Genomic DNA, 18,049 nt, shown 5'->3' on the forward strand with positions numbered 1-18,049 from the left:
ATTGATAGTTCCTTAACCGGGGAGACGTTATGAAGACATACTCGCAATTGAATTTCGGTCTGGGAGAAACCGCGAATCTGCTGCGGGAATCTGTACAGGGGTTTGTTGGTACCGAGATTACCCCGCTGGCGGATGAGATAGACAAAAAGGACCAGTTTCCCCATGAGCTCTGGCGGAAGATGGGTGACATGGGATTGCTGGGAATTACCGTGAGTGATGAATACGGCGGTGCGGAGATGGGGTATCTCGAACATGTGATCACCATGGAAGAACTCAGTCGTGGCTCAGCAGCTGTAGGGTTGGCCTACGGTGCTCATTCGAATCTCTGCGTCAACCAGATAAAACTCAACGGTACCGAGGAGCAGAAAAAGAAATATCTCCCCGGACTTGTTTCTGGCGAGTATGTCGGAGCCCTTGCCATGAGTGAGGCGGGGTCCGGCTCCGATGTGGTTAGTATGCGACTGTCGGCAAGGGAGGAGGGGGACTCGTACGTGCTGAACGGCACAAAAATGTGGATAACGAATGGTCCTTATGCTGACATCCTGGTGGTGTATGCCAAGACAACGCCAAAGATGGTGCATAAGGGGATAACAGCTTTTCTGGTGGAGAAGACGATGGACGGATTTTCCACCTCACCTAAGCTTGATAAACTCGGTATGCGGGGTTCGGCGACCTGTGAGCTGGTCTTTGAAAATTGTGTCGTGCCCAAAAAAAATATCCTCGGAAACGTGGACAGGGGTGTTGAGGTATTAATGAGCGGTCTCGACTATGAGCGATTGGTATTGTCCGGCGGCCCTCTCGGCATTATGGCAGCCTGTATGGATGTGGTGCTGCCCTATGTCCATGAGCGAAAACAGTTTGACCGTCCCATCGGTGAATTTGAGCTCATGCAGGGTAAACTGGCAGATATGTATTCGGCCTGGAATGCCAGCAGAGCCTACGTCTATACCGTAGCGAGGGCTGCAGATAATAAATCAAGGATCCGTAAGGATGCGGCTTCGGCCATACTGTTCGTGTCGGAGAGGGCAACAGCCATGGCATTGGAGGCGATCCAATGCCTCGGGGGGAACGGCTATATCAACGATTACCCCACCGGCAGGTTGTTACGGGATGCAAAACTCTATGAGATAGGTGCTGGCACCTCTGAAATCCGCAGGATGCTGATAGGCCGGGAATTGTTTCGCGATACTATGTAATTCTGATTGGGGAGCATAGTGTTGGTGATGCTTTGCCATTATTGCCGGGCCCCCCTTCACCACTATCACCACCTGGAATTCTATTGACAAGAGGTCTGATTTTGACCATTGTTTGCACATCGTTGTTTTATTAACACGCACAATAAGAAAGGACACCGTGACAGTTATGCCCCCCAGCAGTGCAATCCATGCAGAAGCCACCAATTGGCGTAATTGGCGGAGCTGGCGCAATATGGCGACAGGGGATCGGTGACGGCATGGTGTAGATTATTGTATAAGAAACAAATAAGGCCCTTGCAAACCGAACCCGGTCTGCAAGGGCCTTTTTTTATGCTTTTCTGTTCTACAGGGCCTTCAGCATCCGGGGCGGTCATCATTAAAACTGTAACAGGAGAGTAGTCATGCAACAGCTCATTGATACCATTACCGGCGGCACCACCCCATTTTGCCTGATCCAGAAGCAGGACAGTGAAGAAATCCTTTTTCTTTCCGGAGAATATGGGAGTTGCCGTACCATAAAGGATATTCCCCGCCGTATCGGGTCGACCAGCGGCGGCCGAAGCTACGATACGATAAGTGTGGTTCCGTTCTGCCAGATACGTGAACGGGGCTACAGGGCCCATGATGACGGGGAAGAGATTCTGACTATCCGTATTGATCGACAGGAGGATCTCGATGCCCGAAAGTTCCTTGCCTCTCTTGCCGATGAGGAGATCCGGCTGTCAGAGGATATCAGCTACGACACTTCGGAAGATGAGTACGGACGGATAATCCGTGAGATCGTGGAAAATGAAATCGGAAACGGCGAAGGGGCAAATTTTGTGGTTCCGCGCAACGGCCGGGGAAAAATTGAAGATTTTTCGGTGCGCAAAGGACTGGCGATTTTCAAGTCACTGATCGAAAACGATTATGGTACCTACTGGAAATTTCTTTTCTATGATACCCATCGATTTTTTATCGGTTCAACCCCGGAGCGTCATCTGTCGGTTACCGGCGGTCGGGTCAAGATGAACCCCATCAGCGGTACCTTGCGGAAGGATCGGGACTGGTCCAGCCGCAAAGCCTTTAAGGCGGACCTGCTGAAGTTTTTACAGGACGAGAAGGAAATCGACGAGCTTTTCATGGTGGTGGACGAAGAGCTGAAGATGATGGCCCGGATGTGTGATCGGGGTGGGGCCATCATAGGTCCGCTGGTCAAGGAGATGTCACGGCTTATCCATTCCGAATACCTGTTGTCCGGAGAGAGCGATAAGGATATCTTCGAACTCTTCAGCATTTCGATGTTTGCCGCCACCGTGGTTGGCAGTCCGGTTGAAAATGCCTGCAAAATCATACAAAAATATTCCACAGCCTCACGCAGGTATTACGGCAGCGCCTTGATGCTGGTGGGCAGGGAGGAAGACGGCCGGGATTTTCTCGACTCCCCTATCACCATACGGACCGCCGAGATCGACCGAGACGGTCGCTTGCAGTTCAGCGTCGGGGCCACTCTGGTAAAGGACTCTGTACCTGCAAAAGAGGTTGCCGAGGCGAAGGCCAAGGGGGCTGCCCTGCTCTCCACCATCCTTCCTGACAGTGTTGCCCCGGCCCGACCGCCTGAACTTACCCGGCTCTATAACGACGACGAGATAATCGAGACGATGGTGCAGCGCAACCAGAACCTCTCGAACTTCTGGTTCTTCAGGCAGGAGACGCGGGAGATTAGGACCCGGACGAAAAAGATACGGATCACCATAATCCACAACGAGGACGATTTCGTATATATGCTGGCCCATATGTTCCGCTGTATGGACATCTGTGTTTCGGTGGTGCGCTTTGATGAATATGACATGGATCGTGATGACAGTGATCTCACCCTGCTCGGTCCCGGCCCTGGAAATCCTAATGAGGATGAGGTCGAGAAGATCGCCATCAACCTGGGGATTGCTGGTGAGCTGGTAAAAAGGAGGAAACCGTCGCTGTTCATCTGCCTTGGACACCAGATTCTCTGCCGCAGTCTGGGTATCGAGGTCCGGCGCAAGGAGCGCCCCCTGCAGGGAACGCAACTGCGAATCAACCTCTTTGGTCACCATGAACTAGTCGGTTTCTACAACACATTCGCTCCCCAGACCCCTGGGTATATGTCCGGTGTGGAGTTCGCGACCATTGTCGAATCCAATGAGCTGGTGGCAATTCGGGGGCAGTTTTTTGTCGGCTACCAGTTTCATCCGGAATCGTTGTTGACCAAGAACGGTTTCTTTATTTTGCAGGAGACTGTGAGTCGGTTGCTGAGCTGATCGCAAGGTACGTTCATTCGGGGTACCCAAAACCTAAGGAGAACCTTACTTTCATTGCCTGCTTCAGCTTACATCTTACTCTTTCAGGAGAGGATCCTGTCTTTTGGGGAATAAAATGATCTCTATTGAACTCAAAATATTGAAAAGGTAGTATTAACCGGTGTTTCTGTTTGTTTCATGGAGCAGCACCTAATCTGAGGGTTTCAAGAGCATGATATCACAGTTCACCGTCTCGGTAATAATTCCCACATTAAATGAAGAGACCAATCTCAGCAGGCTGCTTCCCCAGTTGCAGGCGCTCACACCACCACTGGAAATAATCGTCAGCGATGGTGGCAGTGTCGACAACTCTACAATTATTGCTGAGAAAAACGGGGTACTCCTTTGCTGCGAGGGCAGGGGCAGAGGAGCTCAGCTCAACGCTGGGGCCGATTTGGCCACCTCTGATGTCTTGCTCTTTTTGCATGCTGACTCCACCCTGCCAGTGGCAAGCTACTGTGGATTGCTTGAAAGCCTGGCAGCCCAGGAAGAATTGCGGGGCGGGGCTTTTCGTTTCTCCCTGGAGGGGACTCCCGGTCTCTGGCCGAGGCTCTATGAGTTCAATGTGCAGCTCAGGTGCAGGTTGCTCAACCTGCCTTATGGTGATCAGGGGTTCTTCATTTATAGAAGTAACTGGCAGCAGGGCCTGCAGTTTTCAGATATTCCACTGATGGAAGATGTTGAGTGGTGGAGGAGGGTGAACGATACTCTCAAGATGTGTATTCTGCCGTATCCGCTGATTACCTCCGCCAGACGTTTTCAAAAGCGGGGTTACCTGGTGAGCGCCATGCGCAACCTCTGGATGTTAACCCGATATCAATGTGGGGTTTCCCCATTCAAGCTGGTAGAGGAATATAGTAAATGACCAGAATGAAAGTAGAAGAAAAGTTTGAAATCATAAAACATGCATCACGGTTCTTTCCCTGGCCGCTTCAGCCTGAAAAGCTTAACCTGTTCCAGGTAAATCTCGGTAGCTGGTGCAACCAGAGTTGTACGCACTGCCATGTTGATGCCTCGCCGGCAAGAACGGAGACCATGTCACAGGATGTAGCCGATAAGTGCCTTGAAGTGATCGGGTCGACACCTTCCGTAGAAGTCGTGGATATTACAGGGGGGGCGCCTGAAGGTCAGCAGCAGTTCCGGTATTTTGCTGAGGAAGCGAGAAAGCTCGGAAAGAGGGTTATTGACCGGTGTAATCTTACCATTCTGCTTGAACCAGGCTTTGAAGATCTGGCTGCTTGGCTTGCTGATAGAAAGATAGAGATTGTTGCCTCACTGCCGGACCTGGACGCGGAGAGAGTGGAAGCCCAGCGGGGCACGACAGCGTACATGAAGTCGCTGGACGGTCTGCGCCTGCTTAACCGGCTTGGATACGGTAGTATTCTGCCGCTGCATCTGGTGTATAACCCGACAGATAACGGTATGGCTGGAAGCCAGTCTGCCATTGAGCATGATTTTCGGCGCAAGCTGACGCCAAAAGGTATTGAATTCAGTGGACTGTACGCCTTGAACAATATGCCTATAGGCCGTTATCTCAAAAGGCTTTCAGAGGAAGGGTGCTATGAAGAATATATGGATAACCTGGTCAACAGTTTCAACCCGGCAACACTGCCGGGACTGATGTGCAGGTATCAGGTGTCGGTTGGCTGGGATGGACGGATTTTTGATTGCGATTTCAACCAGATGATGGGTCTTGAGCAGAAACAGGGTCTGACAATATTTAATTTTTCCATGGATCAATGGCTGAAGCGGGAAATTCGAACCGCCGCCCACTGTTTTGGCTGCACAGCCAACAGCGGTAGTTCCTGCAGCGGTCAAGTTTCCACTATGGAGCAGGCCGGAGTGGCGCAAACCACGATGTCGGTTGGACTGAAAGAGCAGGATTCGGCTGTTGCCCAACGTTCAGAAGCGAGTATGGATCTCGATGCCGTCCGCAATTATTACGGCAAAGTTCTGCAGGGAAGCAATGACCTGAAAACCGATGCCTGCTGCACTTTGGAGGATATGCCCCCCTGGTTGCGCCAGGCACTCAACAATGTGCATACCGAGGTGCTGGATCGTTATTATGGTTGCGGCCTGGTCTCCCCGGAGGCAATAGAGGGGTGTACCGTTCTTGATCTTGGCTGTGGTACTGGGCGGGACCTTTACGTTCTGGCGCAACTTGTCGGGGAAACGGGCAGGGTGATTGGTGTGGATATGACTCCGGAACAGCTGAACATTGCCAGGAAACATCAGCAGTGGCATGCTCTCAGGCACGGCTATGAGCAGCCAAATACAGAGATTGTTGAAGGGTATATCGAAAACCTGTCCGGTATTGCAGACAATTCGGTGGACATTGTCGTCAGTAATTGTGTTATCAACCTGAGTCCGGATAAGCCGAGTGTGCTTCGTGAAGTGTACAGGGTCCTCAAGCCTGGCGGGGAGATGTATTTTTCTGATGTCTATGCTGACCGACGCCTCTCTTGGGATATCCGCAACAATGATATCCTCTGGGGTGAGTGTCTGGCCGGTGCAATGTACTGGATGGATTTTCTGAGCCTGGCCAAGTCTATCGGGTTTCTTGATCCGCGCCTGGTGAATGACAGGGTCCTCGCGATTAACAATGGTGATCTTGCCGCCATGCTGGAGCCAGCCAGGTTCTGGTCTGCAACCTGGCGTCTTTTCAAGCTCGATATGCTTGAGCCGATCTGTGAAGATTATGGGCAGGCCGTTCGTTATCTGGGCGGTATCTCTCGGCAGGAATCAGGATTTACCCTGGACAATCATCATTATTTCGAGAAGGGCCAGAGTGTAAAAGTGTGTACCAACACCTGGCACATGCTGAAATCCACCAGATTCGCTGAGTTTTTTGAGTTCTGGGGCGACGAATCCGTTCACTTCGGTGCTTTTGCCGATTGTGGCTCTGTGGTACCGTTTCAGAGCAGCCATGATGATGACTCGGGAGCGGACCCGGCTTCAGGTGCATGCTGCTGAGAACAACAGGGATTGAAATGAACACAGATCTGGGAGTCGCGGTCTTTGCACGAACACCCGGTTCCGGCGGGAAGACCAGGCTTGCTGAGTCCTGGGGTAGAGATAAGACTGACCACTTTTATCAGCACTGCCTGCACTGTGCCTCCTCCTGGCTTGAGCAGGCACAGTCGATAAGTACCGGATACTGGGCTTTGACAGGTCCGGGCTCCCGCTGTTTGCCGTTTTGGGAAAATGGCCTGATTATCGAGCAGAGTGAAAACTCCCTGGGCCGAAGGATGAACGATGTTGCGGAGTCTCTCCTGCAGCGTCACAATCTCTGGTGCCTTGTCGGAACCGATATCCCCCAGATGCCACCACTGGTCGATCTCCAATTGCCTGAGTTACTGGCGAAAGTCGATTATGTCTTCGGACCGGCGACGGATGGTGGTTTCTGGCTTGCAGCCGGACGGAGGGGGCTTCACCGGGAAGTCTGGGAAAAGGTTCATTATTCAGAGACCGACACGCTGGCAGAGTTGATGCGGCATATACAGGAATATGATCCGGACTCGACGATCCGCCTCCTGGACAATAGTATCACCGACATAGACCTGTATGATGACTTGATCAGGCTGGTTCAGGAACTCCGGAGCAGGCCTGAAAAACTGCATCCGGTTCAGAAGTCGCTACTCGAATGGCTGCAATTAGAGCTTGGTGCCTGAACGATCCCTCTGTGGATGGTTCGTCCGGAACTTTTTTCGATATTGGAGAAATTACATAGCATTCGAACCATAGGGAAAAGGGCTCATGGTGCTGCACTTATGTTATCTCAACTAGATGAGCTTGATATATACATGCAAGATGTCAGGAAAGTGGGGTTACCCGACACATAAATGATCGACAAGAGGAAGTACCTGTCACAGCACTACGATTGTCATTCTCTGTCAGTAGGTTGAGGCCACTTTGCGGCTTATAGTCACCCCACCCCCAGGCGATCCGAATTGAGCCTGGCCGGACTATGGAAGCAATTCTCGCCTCCATTTTGATTTTTCCTTTCGGTGTTTCGACCGCGACCTGTGTTCCTTCTGTTATACCCATTTTCTTTGCGTCTTCCGGGTGTATATCGACACAGCAACCTGTACCGTTTTGGACCAGGCCTGGGATCGTGAAAAACTGGGAGTTGGTAAAACGTATATCCCTTGCGCCGCTTATTCCTATAATCGGAAACTCCTCAGCCCTATCGCTGAAGCTTATCGGGTTGACCATGCCATGCTGGAGGGGCGTGGCCGGGAACCCTTTTGCAGCAAGCCGATTAGAAACAAATTCAACGTGTCCTGATGGGGTGGAAAATCCATCCTGCTCATATTTTTTATAGCGAAGTTCGGCAACCCTCAGACCATTGGGGTTGTCACGTAATTGGTTGACAGTAATACCGGTCGGCTCAAGTTGATAGTTAATAGCCTCTTCCGCTGTATGCCAGGGGAATTCATCCGTAAAACCAAGCCTTCGGCCCAATTCGAAAACTATCTTCCAGTCCGGCCAGGAGTTATGGAGTGGTCTGATTACTTCATTTTGTAGTATGATTGGGTTGTTACGAATGGAAGATCGATTCAACTGGGTTTTTTCAAAGCAGCTGGAAGCAGGTAATATGACATCGGCAAGTTTGGCTGTCTCGGTCATAAACATATCGATCACCACCAGTGATTCCAGCTGCTGAAATGCTTCTCTGGTACGACTTGAGTCGGCCATGGTCACAAGTGGATTACCTGATTGGACCACAACCATTTTCAGAGGATAGGGGACCTGATCCAGGATGCCGTCGATAATACATCCTTGAACCTGATTCCCCCAGGTTTCGCTGAAAGTGTTGAAAAGAGCATAATGCTTGGTGATCGATTCAGGGCCGTTAGCCAATTTTTCCTTCATCTGGATATTACGTACGGGGACAGGTTGCGGAATGACATCTCCACCCTGGATATCGAGGTTCCCGGTAATGGCACGCAACATTGCAATTGCTCTCGTAGAATCGAATACGTCCCTCTGCATGTCGAGGCCGTTGCCGTCCACAATCGAGGCGGGTCTTGTGGTACCGTAAAGGCGGGCAACTTCCCTGATCTGCTCGGCCGATAGCCAGATATCATCGGCTACTGCTTCCGGTGTGTAGTTACGCGCGATAGATTTCAGTGCATCAAAACCAATTGTATAGTTCGTAATGAATTCGGTATTACACCAATCATGGTTAATAATTTCATGTATCATTGCCATTGCTAAAAGAGCATCGTGGCCGGGCTTGATCTGCAACCAGATATCGGCTTTTGCAGCCATGCTGGTCCTGACTGGATCCACAACAATCAAGGTGGCACCATTCGCCTGAGCATGTGCGATTCCCTCTGCAGCTCCCAGAGCCGTGTTGCCGTCGTGTTTTCCCCAAACGATGATGCATTGAGCACTTTTTGCTTCGGGAAAAGCCATGGACCCATAGGTGTAGCTGTGGGCAAAGTCACGAGATACAAAACAGATCGAGCCATTACCTATGGTGTTAGGTGATCCGAAACAGTGCATTAATCTGTTGGGATAATCCCAGGGCGCGCCCCAGTCTGCAGCCATTCCACGCAGCCAGGATACTGATTGTGGTCCCGCCTCCTGCTTGTGGCGGGTCATGAGCTCTACAACTTTATCCAGTGCTTCATTCCAGTCCGCTTCACGGAAACCACCGTTATTCGTTTTAACCAGGGGTGTTGTTAATCGCCTATCAGAGTAGACAATATCAGGTGCATGGTTCAGCTTAGGGCATACCAGTCGCTTCTCCGGTTCAAGAAAAGATTTTCTCCATGCAGAAATCAACCGGTCGTTTTCGATTTCAGCATGTATCGGGCAGCATGAAGAGCAAAGACGGCACACAGTATCGTGTATCATTGTTGTTGTCCTCTTACATTCTTAGCGTTTTGCGTGCACAAAGCAGCTCTGGATTAATTCATAGTGGTTGGTATGGGTGCGAATTTTCCACCAGACATTTTCGGGTTCACTTACTTTCCAGGCTGGCTGCAGGGTTCCTTTCGGATCCTTGAGCAACCCGCTGATGGTATCAATACCACGACCGGTATAGGGGCCATCTGGCTGTCCTCCAAGCCATTCACGTATGGGAGCAGCCTCATCTGACCACGAAAAGGGGTCGGAGAGGACAAACTGCGCCTCTTTGTTACGGGTAACCCTGCTCATCTCCTGTAGATGTTTTATTGGTGAAGGCACCTTGTCAACCAGGTTGAGCGAGGAGAATGATCCGATACTGTTCTCACGAAACGGAAGCGAAAGGGCGTTGGCAACAATGAACTCTACCTTTTCACTCATGAAACGATCGGGAAGGGTAACAGTGAACTCCTTGGTGGAAGACCCTTCATCTTTGAGGCCGACCGTCAATGTTCTCTTTTTCATCAATTCTCGTGCCACCCGTATGAACGCAACCGACGTATCAAGGCCTATTGAAAAGTCGGAGCGATTGCTCATTTCAAATGAAAAACGACCAACTGCTCCTCCGGCATCGAGAGCAATACCGTTGTGAGGCTCTATGACCTCTGCCCAGGTCGAGTAGGCCTGTGAACTGTGTTCATCACCTGTGAGCTCGCTGAAATGACTCCAGAGGTATGAAGCGACTACTGCCTCGGTTTCATACTTATTGGTGGCCATTGTTGAGGGTTCATGCATTGGGTTCAGGTTGGCAATCCCATCAGTTATGGGAAATGATACCATACAGGATGGACAGGTGAGGCTGCCTGTTTCAATATCACCATTTTGTTCAGTTACAATGTCGGCTATTAACGGAAATTCCTTTGGCAGGCAAATAGGGCATATAAGTAACTCCAGCATCTGTGTTTTCATGGCTCTCCTTGTTTTGGCTGAAAATTTCGGATAGGTGAAAAATCGTGCGCAAGAGTGATAGATTCAGAATAACCCATAGGAATGATGAAGAAAAGGTGAAAAGAGGACCCGGAATGGTGTTTGTCGAACCTGGGATTTTGAGCGGGTGTTGTTGTGGCTCTTACATCCTGCAGTCATACGTTTGAAATAATGACTGTTGTTGGCTCACGAAAAGTATACAGGTGTCAATAGTATGATCATTTGGCTGTTTAGGCATATACTTATTTTAAGTATTCAGATGCTTGTGAAGGACGGCATTGACTTCTGATTATTGCCAGGAGGGGGATAAGGTCGCAGCATATTGTATTCCGAATACAGAACGTAAAAAAATTGCTGACATTGGCAAAGGCTCCCTGACTGATAGCAGGATTGATCAAACCTTGACTGTGAGTGAAGGGAAAATATTCCATGTGGACGCCATAGCAGTAGTAAGCAACACTGGGAGTGGCACAAAACCTTGCCGGGCAATTATAATTCAGTTCCGGAATAGCGTATGATAAAATAACAGGAATCGAGTAGCCGTAAGATCGGGCACCCTTGGTAAGGGGTGCTGCCGATTATTTCTGGTTACCTGTCTGGAACAGGTTCAACCGGCGTTAAAACAGCCATACAGGAATCGTGAAAATCTGAAAGGGGGGAGCATGAACCAGAAAAAAATAGCGGCAGCAATAGATGGCTCCGAATATTCCGATAAGGTTCTGGAGAAAGCGATAGAATTTGCACAATTGCTTGATGCCGCAGTCGTTCTTATTTATTGCCACCGGAGATTTCCCAAAATCCTTGGCCAGCCACACAGGGATCACATCATATCTGAGATAATGGATGAAACCGATGCCGTGGTAGCACCTTTTCTTCAAAAGCTCTCTGACAGTGGGGTTGAGGTTATCGAACGTTTTATGGAAGAGCCTGCAGGGACAATGATTTCGGAAGTGGCGGAGCGTGAAAAGTGTGAGATGATTGTGATGGGGTCGCGAGGCTTATCTGACATCGAAGGACTATTGATCGGGAGCGTAGCTCACAAGGTCCTCCATATAGCCAAGTGCCCGGTGCTGGTGGTGCGCTAAAGTTCACAACGAAAGAAAATTGCAGGACACTTTTGCCGTCCGGGATAGGGAATGCTTACCGACTCAGATTTCAGGGTTTTGCTGGCTTGTTACGAAAGGTCCTGGCAAGGTTATAGAAAAGTCCGCAAGGGCCCGATGAAGAGGGTCCGCAAACATATGGAGGCTTTGGGTTGTAACTCGGTTAAGCAATATTTGGATACACTTGCAAAAGACCAGGCTGAAGAGGAGGTGCTGCTATCTATTTTGCGCATAACGATCTCCAGGTTTTTCAGGGATAGAAAGCTCTGGACCAGCCTGGCCGATACTGTATTTCCTGCTCTGCTGGCGCAAACAGATAAAGTAAAAATCTGGTCTGCCGGCTGCAGCTGCGGAGAAGAGGTCTACAGTCTCAGTATCCTGTACCATATGAGATGGTCCGATTGTTCACGACTAGCTGTCATTGCGACCGATGCAAATGGGTCATGTCTGGAACGTGCTCGAAAGGGGATATATCAGAAAAGCAGTTTGCGTGAATTAGATTCACAATTGCTTTCAAGCTGCTTTATTCCGTCAGGCCGACGAGGTGAATATTGTATCTTGCCTTTGTACAGAAAATACATCTTGTGGAGACATCATGACTTTTTCACTGCCCCTCCTGACAGGGGCTTTCATGTTATTTTTCTGCGAAACAATCTTCTGACATATTATAATTCCCAGGCTCAGTCGGTTGCTCTCGGTCTCATCCTGCAATCATTACTTCCGGGAGGTTATCTTATAACGGGCTCCCGGGAAGTCCTGCCCGAGACACCTTGTAATCTGGTTGCAACAAAAAATTGCGATATGATCTATCAAATGAGGGAATAGCCCCGATATTTCATGGAAAATCTGTTTTCCCAGTAAGGTCCATAGTATATCGTACTTGATATCATGGGATTACAGTAGATTGTTATAGCTGCACCCTTGATGCCTCGACTTTGAACTCCGCAGATACGAGAAATATAGGGGATAGAGATAGCCTGCACCGGTAACATCATACCGGAGCAACCTTTTCAAGGTTAAGGCGGCCTGTGAAGTAACGCGCATTATAACAAAATTCTGCAATAGTGGCTGATTGCTTCAGCAACGACACTGGTTCGGCGTCTATATCCTGATCAGCCGTAACGAGACTTGACCTCTTCCCGGTTGATGGCCCCGTCATCTTTTAAAGGAATTGTTTCCACGAACTGGACATATTGTGGTTTTTTGAACCGGGCAATACGCTCACCCACGAAGTCGATCAGTTCCTGCGGTTCCAGGGTTTTTCCTTTTCTCAACTGACAGACGGCTTTTATGCCCTCCTTCCATTTCGGGTCGGGTACACCTATAACCACCGTCTGTTCCACTGCGGGGTGCTGCAGAATTACCTTTTCCACCTCAGCGGGATACACATTTTCGCCCCCAGGTTTTATCAGTTCCTTCTCCGCCTTGCGGCCGGCATAGAACAGGAAGCCATCTGCATCAAAACGGCCGAGATCACCGGTATGGTGCCAACCGTCCCTGAACGTATACTCGTTGTCTGCATCAAGCCCCCAATAGCCCTTGAAGACCATGGGGCCCTTGAGCGTAATTTCACCCACCTCACCGGCTGTAACGACCTTGTCATGTTCATCAACCAGCCGCACATTGCCAAGGGAAATGGTCTTTCCGGCCGAGCCGGGACGATCGCTGTATTTGCCTATAGAGGCAAGACAGGATGTCTCTGTCTGGCCGTACATCACATAGTAGAAACCTCCAGTGGCCGACTGGAACCGGTCGATGCTCTCAGGTGTTCCCAGACCGATCACCGCCCGAAGGGAGCCTATGTCGTTACCGCCATTTTCTGCGGCCGTGAGTACCGTTTCCAGGATGGGAGGGAAATCGAAGAAGTGGCTGACCTTGTACTCCTGGATAAGTTCGGCCGCTGCCGCACCCTCAAATTTGCTGATGTTGATGTTTGCAGCACCGGCGTGGAAGCTACTGGATGCCAGGAACAGGCCACCCACGTGAAACAGGGGCAGCAGGTTCAGGTGAACATCGGCATGCGTCAACTCCATATTATATTGGAAATGCAGGTTTGCGTAGAGCATATTGCCGTGACTGACCAGGGCACCCCTCGGCCTGCCTGCGACCGCGGCCGTGTGGATGATGACAAAACCGTCGGAACTCGCCACGTCGGCAGGAGCTACAGGGTGAGCCGACTGCATAAGTGAGCCATGTTTAAGCCAGGCCCCGTTGTCTCCTTTGAGATTGTAATAGGCTGTAACGGATGTCAGTTTTTGTTTCTTGGTATTAAGGGTTTCCTGGAATTCTTCGTCGGCGAAAACGACTGCGGGTGTGCAATCACCCAGGTTGAAAATCATCTCATCTGCTGAGAGTCGCCAGTTGACCGGTAACACGATGGCGCCAAGATAGGCGGCTGCGCCGTATATCATGAAAAACTCGAGACTGTTTTTACCTACTACACCTATCCTGTCGCCTTTCCGGATGCCGATTTCGGCCAAGCCGGTGGCAAGAATGTCCACCTGATCCTTAAACTGCGAAAAGGTGAGATGCCTGCCGTCGTCGACTTCTTTCCAGCAGAGGTTGCTGCCGAAGGCGGTGGCGTTTCGTTGTATGACATCGTAAAAGGAGAGGTCGTAAAGTCCCATGTAGTCTTTCCTCCAATAGAAAATATCTGAAAATCGATCAGTTGGAATCGTTGAAGCGTCAGGCCTCAGACCTGACGCTTCAACGATTCCAAATCGACACCTTGATCATGAAATTCGGTTTAGGCGCTGTTGACACTGACAACGGGGCATGGCGCCTTCAGAATGATATATTGGGCATTTGATCCGAGTATAATTTTCTGGGTTCTTGATTTTTTTTCAATACCTACAAAAATCTGATCGACCTGATTTTGCTCAGCATACAACACCAGGTCTTCTCCCGGTTGCATGCCTCGAGCCAGTTGGTGGGTCTCACAGGGAATATTCTTTTCCTTGAAATACTTTGCGGCGTATTTCAGGTCTTCGCTGGCTTTGTCGATCTCTTCCGGTTTTTCACCAGAGCCCCCCGGTAATGAGGTGACAACCAGAACTGTCGCCCCAAAAAGATCGGCGTAAGTCCTTGCCAGCGAAAGTGCTGCTTTTGATATGTCAGAGCCATTATAGGCTACTAAGAATTTCATCTGTTCTCCTTTCGCCAATCTTCAAGTTTTACATCCAGCGTTTCCGTCTCTTATATGACTTTACTTCCTTAAACGACTTTCGACCGCCTCCCCGGGTGATGCCCATGTAAAATTCCTTCACATCGGGGTTTTCCTGCAATTCTTCGGATGCTCCTTCCAACACAATCCTGCCGGATTCCATGATATAAGCGTAATCCGATATGCCGAGCGCGATTTTTGCGTTCTGTTCAACCACCAGGATAGTGGTGTTCATCTCCTTGTTGATTTTCTGGATATTGTCAAAAATCTCCATGACCAGAAGTGGTGCGAGACCGAGAGACGGCTCATCCAGCATAAGCATCTTGGGGGAAGCCATGAGTGCCCGGGCAATGGCGATCATCTGCTGTTCACCGCCGGAGCAATAGCCCGCCATGCGATGGGTAATTTTTGATAATCGCGGGAAATGTTTATACATCAGGGCATGGTCTTCCTTGATTTTCTGGGCGCCGTCGCCACGGGTAATGGAGCCGACTCTGATGTTTTCGTCCACGGTCAGGTGTTTAAAGACCCGGCGGCCTTCTGGGACCATGACAGCCCCGAGTTTGACGACCTGGGTGCCGAGCTGGTTGGTGATATCCTCGCCCCTGAACTTGATATACCCTTCCCTGATAAAACCGTTTTCAGGTTTCAACAGGCCGCTTATGGCCCTCAGCGTTGTCGTCTTACCCGCACCATTGGTGCCGAGCAGTGCCACAATACTGCCATCGGGTACACTGAGGCTGACACCCCTAAGCACCTGGACGATATCGTTATAGACAACCTCTATGTTGTTGACTTCAAGCTGTTTTTCTGAGAGTTTTTTATTCATGGGGAGGTTTACGATCGGTGCTTTATGTCCCCTGCCTTCCTGGCAGGGGACACTATGGAAGCGAATCTATTTAATCTTGCTCGTATACTCTGGGATGAAAGGCTTACCGGCCGATTTAAATGCCTTGTCCTTCACCACGTAGAGTTGAAGCGTATCGACACCGGCGTGATCCGTCTTGGAATAGGTTACCGGACCCACTGTCGTGCTCGGTGAGAAAGATTTGTCGCCATTCATGGCCTGCAGTTCCTCATACAGGGTTTCCTTGGTAATATCCTTGCCTTTCTCCTTTGCCCGCCTGATGCATTCGGTGGCTACTTGAGCGACCATCATACCGTTTGCATAGTTGTGTGAATTTGCGGCCTTGTCGTCGCGATTGTATTTTTTGGCCAGGGCCAGCTGTTCGTCGGTCCCCTTGCCCGGTTCGCTGGTGACGATGTAGGAGGTGGTCCAGAAATAGTTTTCGGCAGAAGGGCCAGCCAGGGCAACGAGATCGTTACCGCCTGTGTAATGGGCCCCGAGGAAGGTGAACTTGCCCTCTTCTCCGAACGACGTCGCAACAAGTCCTAAGCTGCTGGCATCCTTTAGCATAGTGGCAACGGGTGACTGAACAGTATGGCTGAAGATGTATTGCACCCCTTTGCTCTTGAGTCTCTTCAGCATGGCTGTATTATCGAGGTTTTTGCCATGTTCGACAACTTCGACGATGTCCATCTTCAAGCCGGCTGCTACCGCCTTTTGCACATCCTCAACGGGACCCCGGCCAAAAGCGGATGGGTGGATGAACATGGCAACTTTGGGAGTGTCGCCTTTATGGTTTTTTACCACGTATTCGGCCAGACCTATCATCTGGGCCGAATAGGAGGCAATGGGCAGGAAAATGTAGTTGGAGCCATCGAGGTTGCCGGCATGGAAGGATGCTGGAATGACTGGTATCTGCTCTTCCTCGAAATCCTTTTTCAGGGCGAGGGTACTGCCCGTTGAGTAGTTGAGGTAGAAAACTATTCCCTGATCGAGGAAGTCCTCAAAGTTTCTTTTGGTTACATCGTTTTTGTACTGGTCGTCACGGATGGTACACTCGATCGTGTCATCACCCAGCATCTTCGTGTCGTTGACATAGTTGAAATAGTCCTCAACGCCCTTGGAGTATGGGTTGCCAGCATCCGAGGTCGGACCGGTTATAGCGAGTGAAAGGCCGAGTTTGTGGACCTGTCCTGCCAGGACCTGCACCGGGTTGGTTAACAAACAAGCTGCCGCTGCCGACAGTAAGAACCATCTGTTCAAAATTACCTTTTTCATGTCTCCTCCTTGACGTTTAATTGCGCTGAGTACGTCTCCTGTTATGCTGCTGTACCGCCCTCCGGAACCAGGTGTAGTGCCCTGGTACAAGTGAGTTGCGTTTTACGGCTACCTTGAAGGAATTGTTGATTTTTCATGGGAGCCTTATGTTAGTCCCGCTGTGCCGGGAAGGATCCTCCTATAGTTCATGGTTCATAACGATGCAGGTCAGTACCTGAATGGCCAGAGCTTTACGTATGTGCGTGTTATACGCCACCAGTTGGCAATGCCACGCGGCTCAAACATCAGGAAAAGCACGATGACAAGGCCAAAACTCAGAGGCTTGAGTGCTGTTGTAAGGTTGGTGGCTGCTGTCAGGTGGCTTCCTGCCCACTCCGAGAGGCTTTCAACCTGAAGGTTCAGCACCATGATCGCCAGTGGTCCCCAGAATGAACCCTGCAGTGTTCCGAGCCCGCCTACGATGGCCATGGCGAGGTAATTAATTGAATGATGCAGCGTAAACGAGTCTATGCCGACACCTCTATAGAGGTAGGCGTGTAAGGCGCCGGCCACACCAGCGAAAAAACCGGCCAGGCCAAAGGCATAAACTTTGGTGAAACCAGGATGCATACCCATGGCGTCTGCGGCCCTGTCGTTGTCGCGCACGGCGACAAGACAACGTCCGTAACGGGTTCGGAGCAGATTGCGGACAGCGAACCCCAAAAGTACAAGGGTGACGAGGATAACATAATACCAGAACAAGTAGTGCTCCTTGCGGACCACTTTGCCGGTGAACCAGAAAACCCTGCCAACGGAAATGGTCTGGCCCTGGTCGAAAAAATTCATGAAATTGATGACCCATTGAAAGATCATCTGAAAAGAAAGGGTGGCGATAGCCAGGTAGAGATGTTTGAGGCGCAGGGCGGGCAGGCCGACAATTGCCCCGAACACTGCGCCCATACAACCGGACAATACGATCAGTAAAGGCCAGCAGTGGGTCACCAGAATGTGACTGTCACCGAGCACCCTGGCAAAGGAGGCAACCGTGTAGGCTCCTATGCCGACAAAAGCCGCATGGCCGATGGAGATGAGTCCTGCAAAGCCGGTTACCAGGTTGAGCCCCATAACTGCGATCATGGCCACCAGAATATTGTCTATTACCAACATGTACTTGTTGCCGACGCTAAAAAGAAGCGGCCAGCAGAACAGGGCGCCCAGGAAAATGATCATAGCGCTTCTATCCAGATGGGTGAGAAATATCCGCTGCTCCTCTTTATATGAGGTGAAATAGTTTCCTGTTGCCAGCCAACGGTTCGATGACATAG

14 protein-coding genes are annotated in these 18,049 nt (G+C 50.4%); 7 read left to right on the top strand and 7 right to left on the bottom strand.

All coding sequences use genetic code 11. The features are described from left to right. The first annotated feature begins 29 nt into the window (after positions 1–29). The 5 genes from GA520_RS26235 (at position 30) to GA520_RS26255 (ending at position 7,182) form a co-directional block, all read left to right on the top strand. Positions 30–1,196: an isovaleryl-CoA dehydrogenase gene (locus GA520_RS26235; RefSeq protein ID WP_163336356.1), complete on the top strand. Its 1,167-nt coding sequence runs from the start codon at positions 30–32 to the stop codon at positions 1,194–1,196. A 401-nt stretch (positions 1,197–1,597) separates the two neighbouring features. After that, a complete protein-coding gene (locus GA520_RS26240) occupies positions 1,598–3,472 on the top strand; it encodes a chorismate-binding protein (protein WP_163336357.1) in 1,875 nt (624 codons plus the stop codon). A gap of 211 nt (positions 3,473–3,683) precedes the next feature. Continuing rightward, a complete protein-coding gene (locus GA520_RS26245; protein WP_163336358.1) occupies positions 3,684–4,376 on the top strand; it encodes a TIGR04283 family arsenosugar biosynthesis glycosyltransferase in 693 nt (230 codons plus the stop codon). After that, positions 4,373–6,484 carry an arsenosugar biosynthesis radical SAM (seleno)protein ArsS gene (arsS, locus tag GA520_RS26250; protein ID WP_163336359.1) on the top strand — a complete coding sequence of 704 codons (2,112 nt, stop codon included), beginning with the start codon at positions 4,373–4,375 and terminating at the stop codon, positions 6,482–6,484. The genes GA520_RS26245 and arsS overlap by 4 nt, the downstream gene beginning before the upstream one ends. Before the next feature lie 17 nt (positions 6,485–6,501). Next, positions 6,502–7,182: a DUF2064 domain-containing protein gene (locus tag GA520_RS26255; protein ID WP_163336360.1), complete on the top strand. Its 681-nt coding sequence runs from the start codon at positions 6,502–6,504 to the stop codon at positions 7,180–7,182. Between the two features lie 142 nt (positions 7,183–7,324). Here the strand turns inward: GA520_RS26255 and GA520_RS26260 are convergent, their stop codons facing one another. Together GA520_RS26260 and GA520_RS26265 are read right to left on the bottom strand one after the other, a co-directional pair. After that, complete coding sequence (locus tag GA520_RS26260; RefSeq protein ID WP_163336361.1) at positions 7,325–9,376, bottom strand: molybdopterin-dependent oxidoreductase; 2,052 nt, start codon at positions 9,374–9,376, stop codon at positions 7,325–7,327. A gap of 21 nt (positions 9,377–9,397) precedes the next feature. Then, a complete protein-coding gene (locus GA520_RS26265) occupies positions 9,398–10,336 on the bottom strand; it encodes a Trm112 family protein (RefSeq protein WP_163336362.1) in 939 nt (312 codons plus the stop codon). A 680-nt stretch (positions 10,337–11,016) separates the two neighbouring features. On the opposite strand from GA520_RS26265, the gene GA520_RS26270 reads away from it, so the two are divergent. Both GA520_RS26270 and GA520_RS26275 read left to right on the top strand, forming a co-directional pair. Continuing rightward, positions 11,017–11,439 (top strand): universal stress protein, encoded by a 423-nt coding sequence (locus tag GA520_RS26270; protein ID WP_163336363.1) that lies wholly within the window; start codon positions 11,017–11,019, stop codon positions 11,437–11,439. Between the two features lie 51 nt (positions 11,440–11,490). Further along, positions 11,491–12,282, top strand: coding sequence for a protein-glutamate O-methyltransferase CheR (locus GA520_RS26275; RefSeq protein WP_163336364.1), 792 nt, complete (start codon positions 11,491–11,493; stop codon positions 12,280–12,282). Positions 12,283–12,569: 287 nt separating this feature from the next. Here the strand turns inward: GA520_RS26275 and GA520_RS26280 are convergent, their stop codons facing one another. The 5 genes from GA520_RS26280 to GA520_RS26300 form a co-directional block, all read right to left on the bottom strand. Beyond that, on the bottom strand, positions 12,570–14,084 hold the full coding sequence (locus tag GA520_RS26280; RefSeq protein WP_163336365.1) for an AMP-binding protein: 1,515 nt from the start codon (positions 14,082–14,084) through the stop codon (positions 12,570–12,572). 119 nt (positions 14,085–14,203) lie between these two features. Beyond that, positions 14,204–14,602 carry a universal stress protein gene (locus GA520_RS26285; protein ID WP_163336366.1) on the bottom strand — a complete coding sequence of 133 codons (399 nt, stop codon included), beginning with the start codon at positions 14,600–14,602 and terminating at the stop codon, positions 14,204–14,206. Between the two features lie 28 nt (positions 14,603–14,630). Further along, the gene (locus GA520_RS26290; protein ID WP_163336367.1) at positions 14,631–15,449 is read right to left on the bottom strand and encodes an ABC transporter ATP-binding protein; all 819 of its coding nucleotides are present in this window, start codon (positions 15,447–15,449) and stop codon (positions 14,631–14,633) included. A gap of 66 nt (positions 15,450–15,515) precedes the next feature. Beyond that, positions 15,516–16,745 (bottom strand): ABC transporter substrate-binding protein, encoded by a 1,230-nt coding sequence (locus tag GA520_RS26295; protein WP_163336368.1) that lies wholly within the window; start codon positions 16,743–16,745, stop codon positions 15,516–15,518. A gap of 207 nt (positions 16,746–16,952) precedes the next feature. Then, on the bottom strand, positions 16,953–18,047 hold the full coding sequence (locus GA520_RS26300) for a branched-chain amino acid ABC transporter permease (RefSeq protein WP_163336369.1): 1,095 nt from the start codon (positions 18,045–18,047) through the stop codon (positions 16,953–16,955). Positions 18,048–18,049: the final 2 nt, after the last annotated feature.

The organism is Desulfopila sp. IMCC35008 (assembly GCF_010646885.2).
Taxonomy (GTDB): Bacteria; Desulfobacterota; Desulfobulbia; order Desulfobulbales; family Desulfocapsaceae; genus Desulfopila.

Excerpts from the sequence above, each read along its gene's own strand:
- GA520_RS26235 (WP_163336356.1), top strand. The coding sequence starts at position 30 with ATGAAGACATACTCGCAATTGAATTTCGGTCTGGGAGAAACCGCGAAT.
- GA520_RS26240 (WP_163336357.1), top strand. The coding sequence starts at position 1,598 with ATGCAACAGCTCATTGATACCATTACCGGCGGCACCACCCCATTTTGC.
- GA520_RS26245 (WP_163336358.1), top strand. The coding sequence starts at position 3,684 with ATGATATCACAGTTCACCGTCTCGGTAATAATTCCCACATTAAATGAA.
- arsS (WP_163336359.1), top strand. The coding sequence starts at position 4,373 with ATGACCAGAATGAAAGTAGAAGAAAAGTTTGAAATCATAAAACATGCA.
- GA520_RS26255 (WP_163336360.1), top strand. The coding sequence starts at position 6,502 with ATGAACACAGATCTGGGAGTCGCGGTCTTTGCACGAACACCCGGTTCC.
- GA520_RS26260 (WP_163336361.1), bottom strand. The coding sequence starts at position 9,376 with ATGATACACGATACTGTGTGCCGTCTTTGCTCTTCATGCTGCCCGATA.
- GA520_RS26265 (WP_163336362.1), bottom strand. The coding sequence starts at position 10,336 with ATGAAAACACAGATGCTGGAGTTACTTATATGCCCTATTTGCCTGCCA.
- GA520_RS26270 (WP_163336363.1), top strand. The coding sequence starts at position 11,017 with ATGAACCAGAAAAAAATAGCGGCAGCAATAGATGGCTCCGAATATTCC.
- GA520_RS26275 (WP_163336364.1), top strand. The coding sequence starts at position 11,491 with ATGCTTACCGACTCAGATTTCAGGGTTTTGCTGGCTTGTTACGAAAGG.
- GA520_RS26280 (WP_163336365.1), bottom strand. The coding sequence starts at position 14,084 with ATGGGACTTTACGACCTCTCCTTTTACGATGTCATACAACGAAACGCC.
- GA520_RS26285 (WP_163336366.1), bottom strand. The coding sequence starts at position 14,602 with ATGAAATTCTTAGTAGCCTATAATGGCTCTGACATATCAAAAGCAGCA.
- GA520_RS26290 (WP_163336367.1), bottom strand. The coding sequence starts at position 15,449 with ATGAATAAAAAACTCTCAGAAAAACAGCTTGAAGTCAACAACATAGAG.
- GA520_RS26295 (WP_163336368.1), bottom strand. The coding sequence starts at position 16,745 with ATGAAAAAGGTAATTTTGAACAGATGGTTCTTACTGTCGGCAGCGGCA.
- GA520_RS26300 (WP_163336369.1), bottom strand. The coding sequence starts at position 18,047 with ATGTCATCGAACCGTTGGCTGGCAACAGGAAACTATTTCACCTCATAT.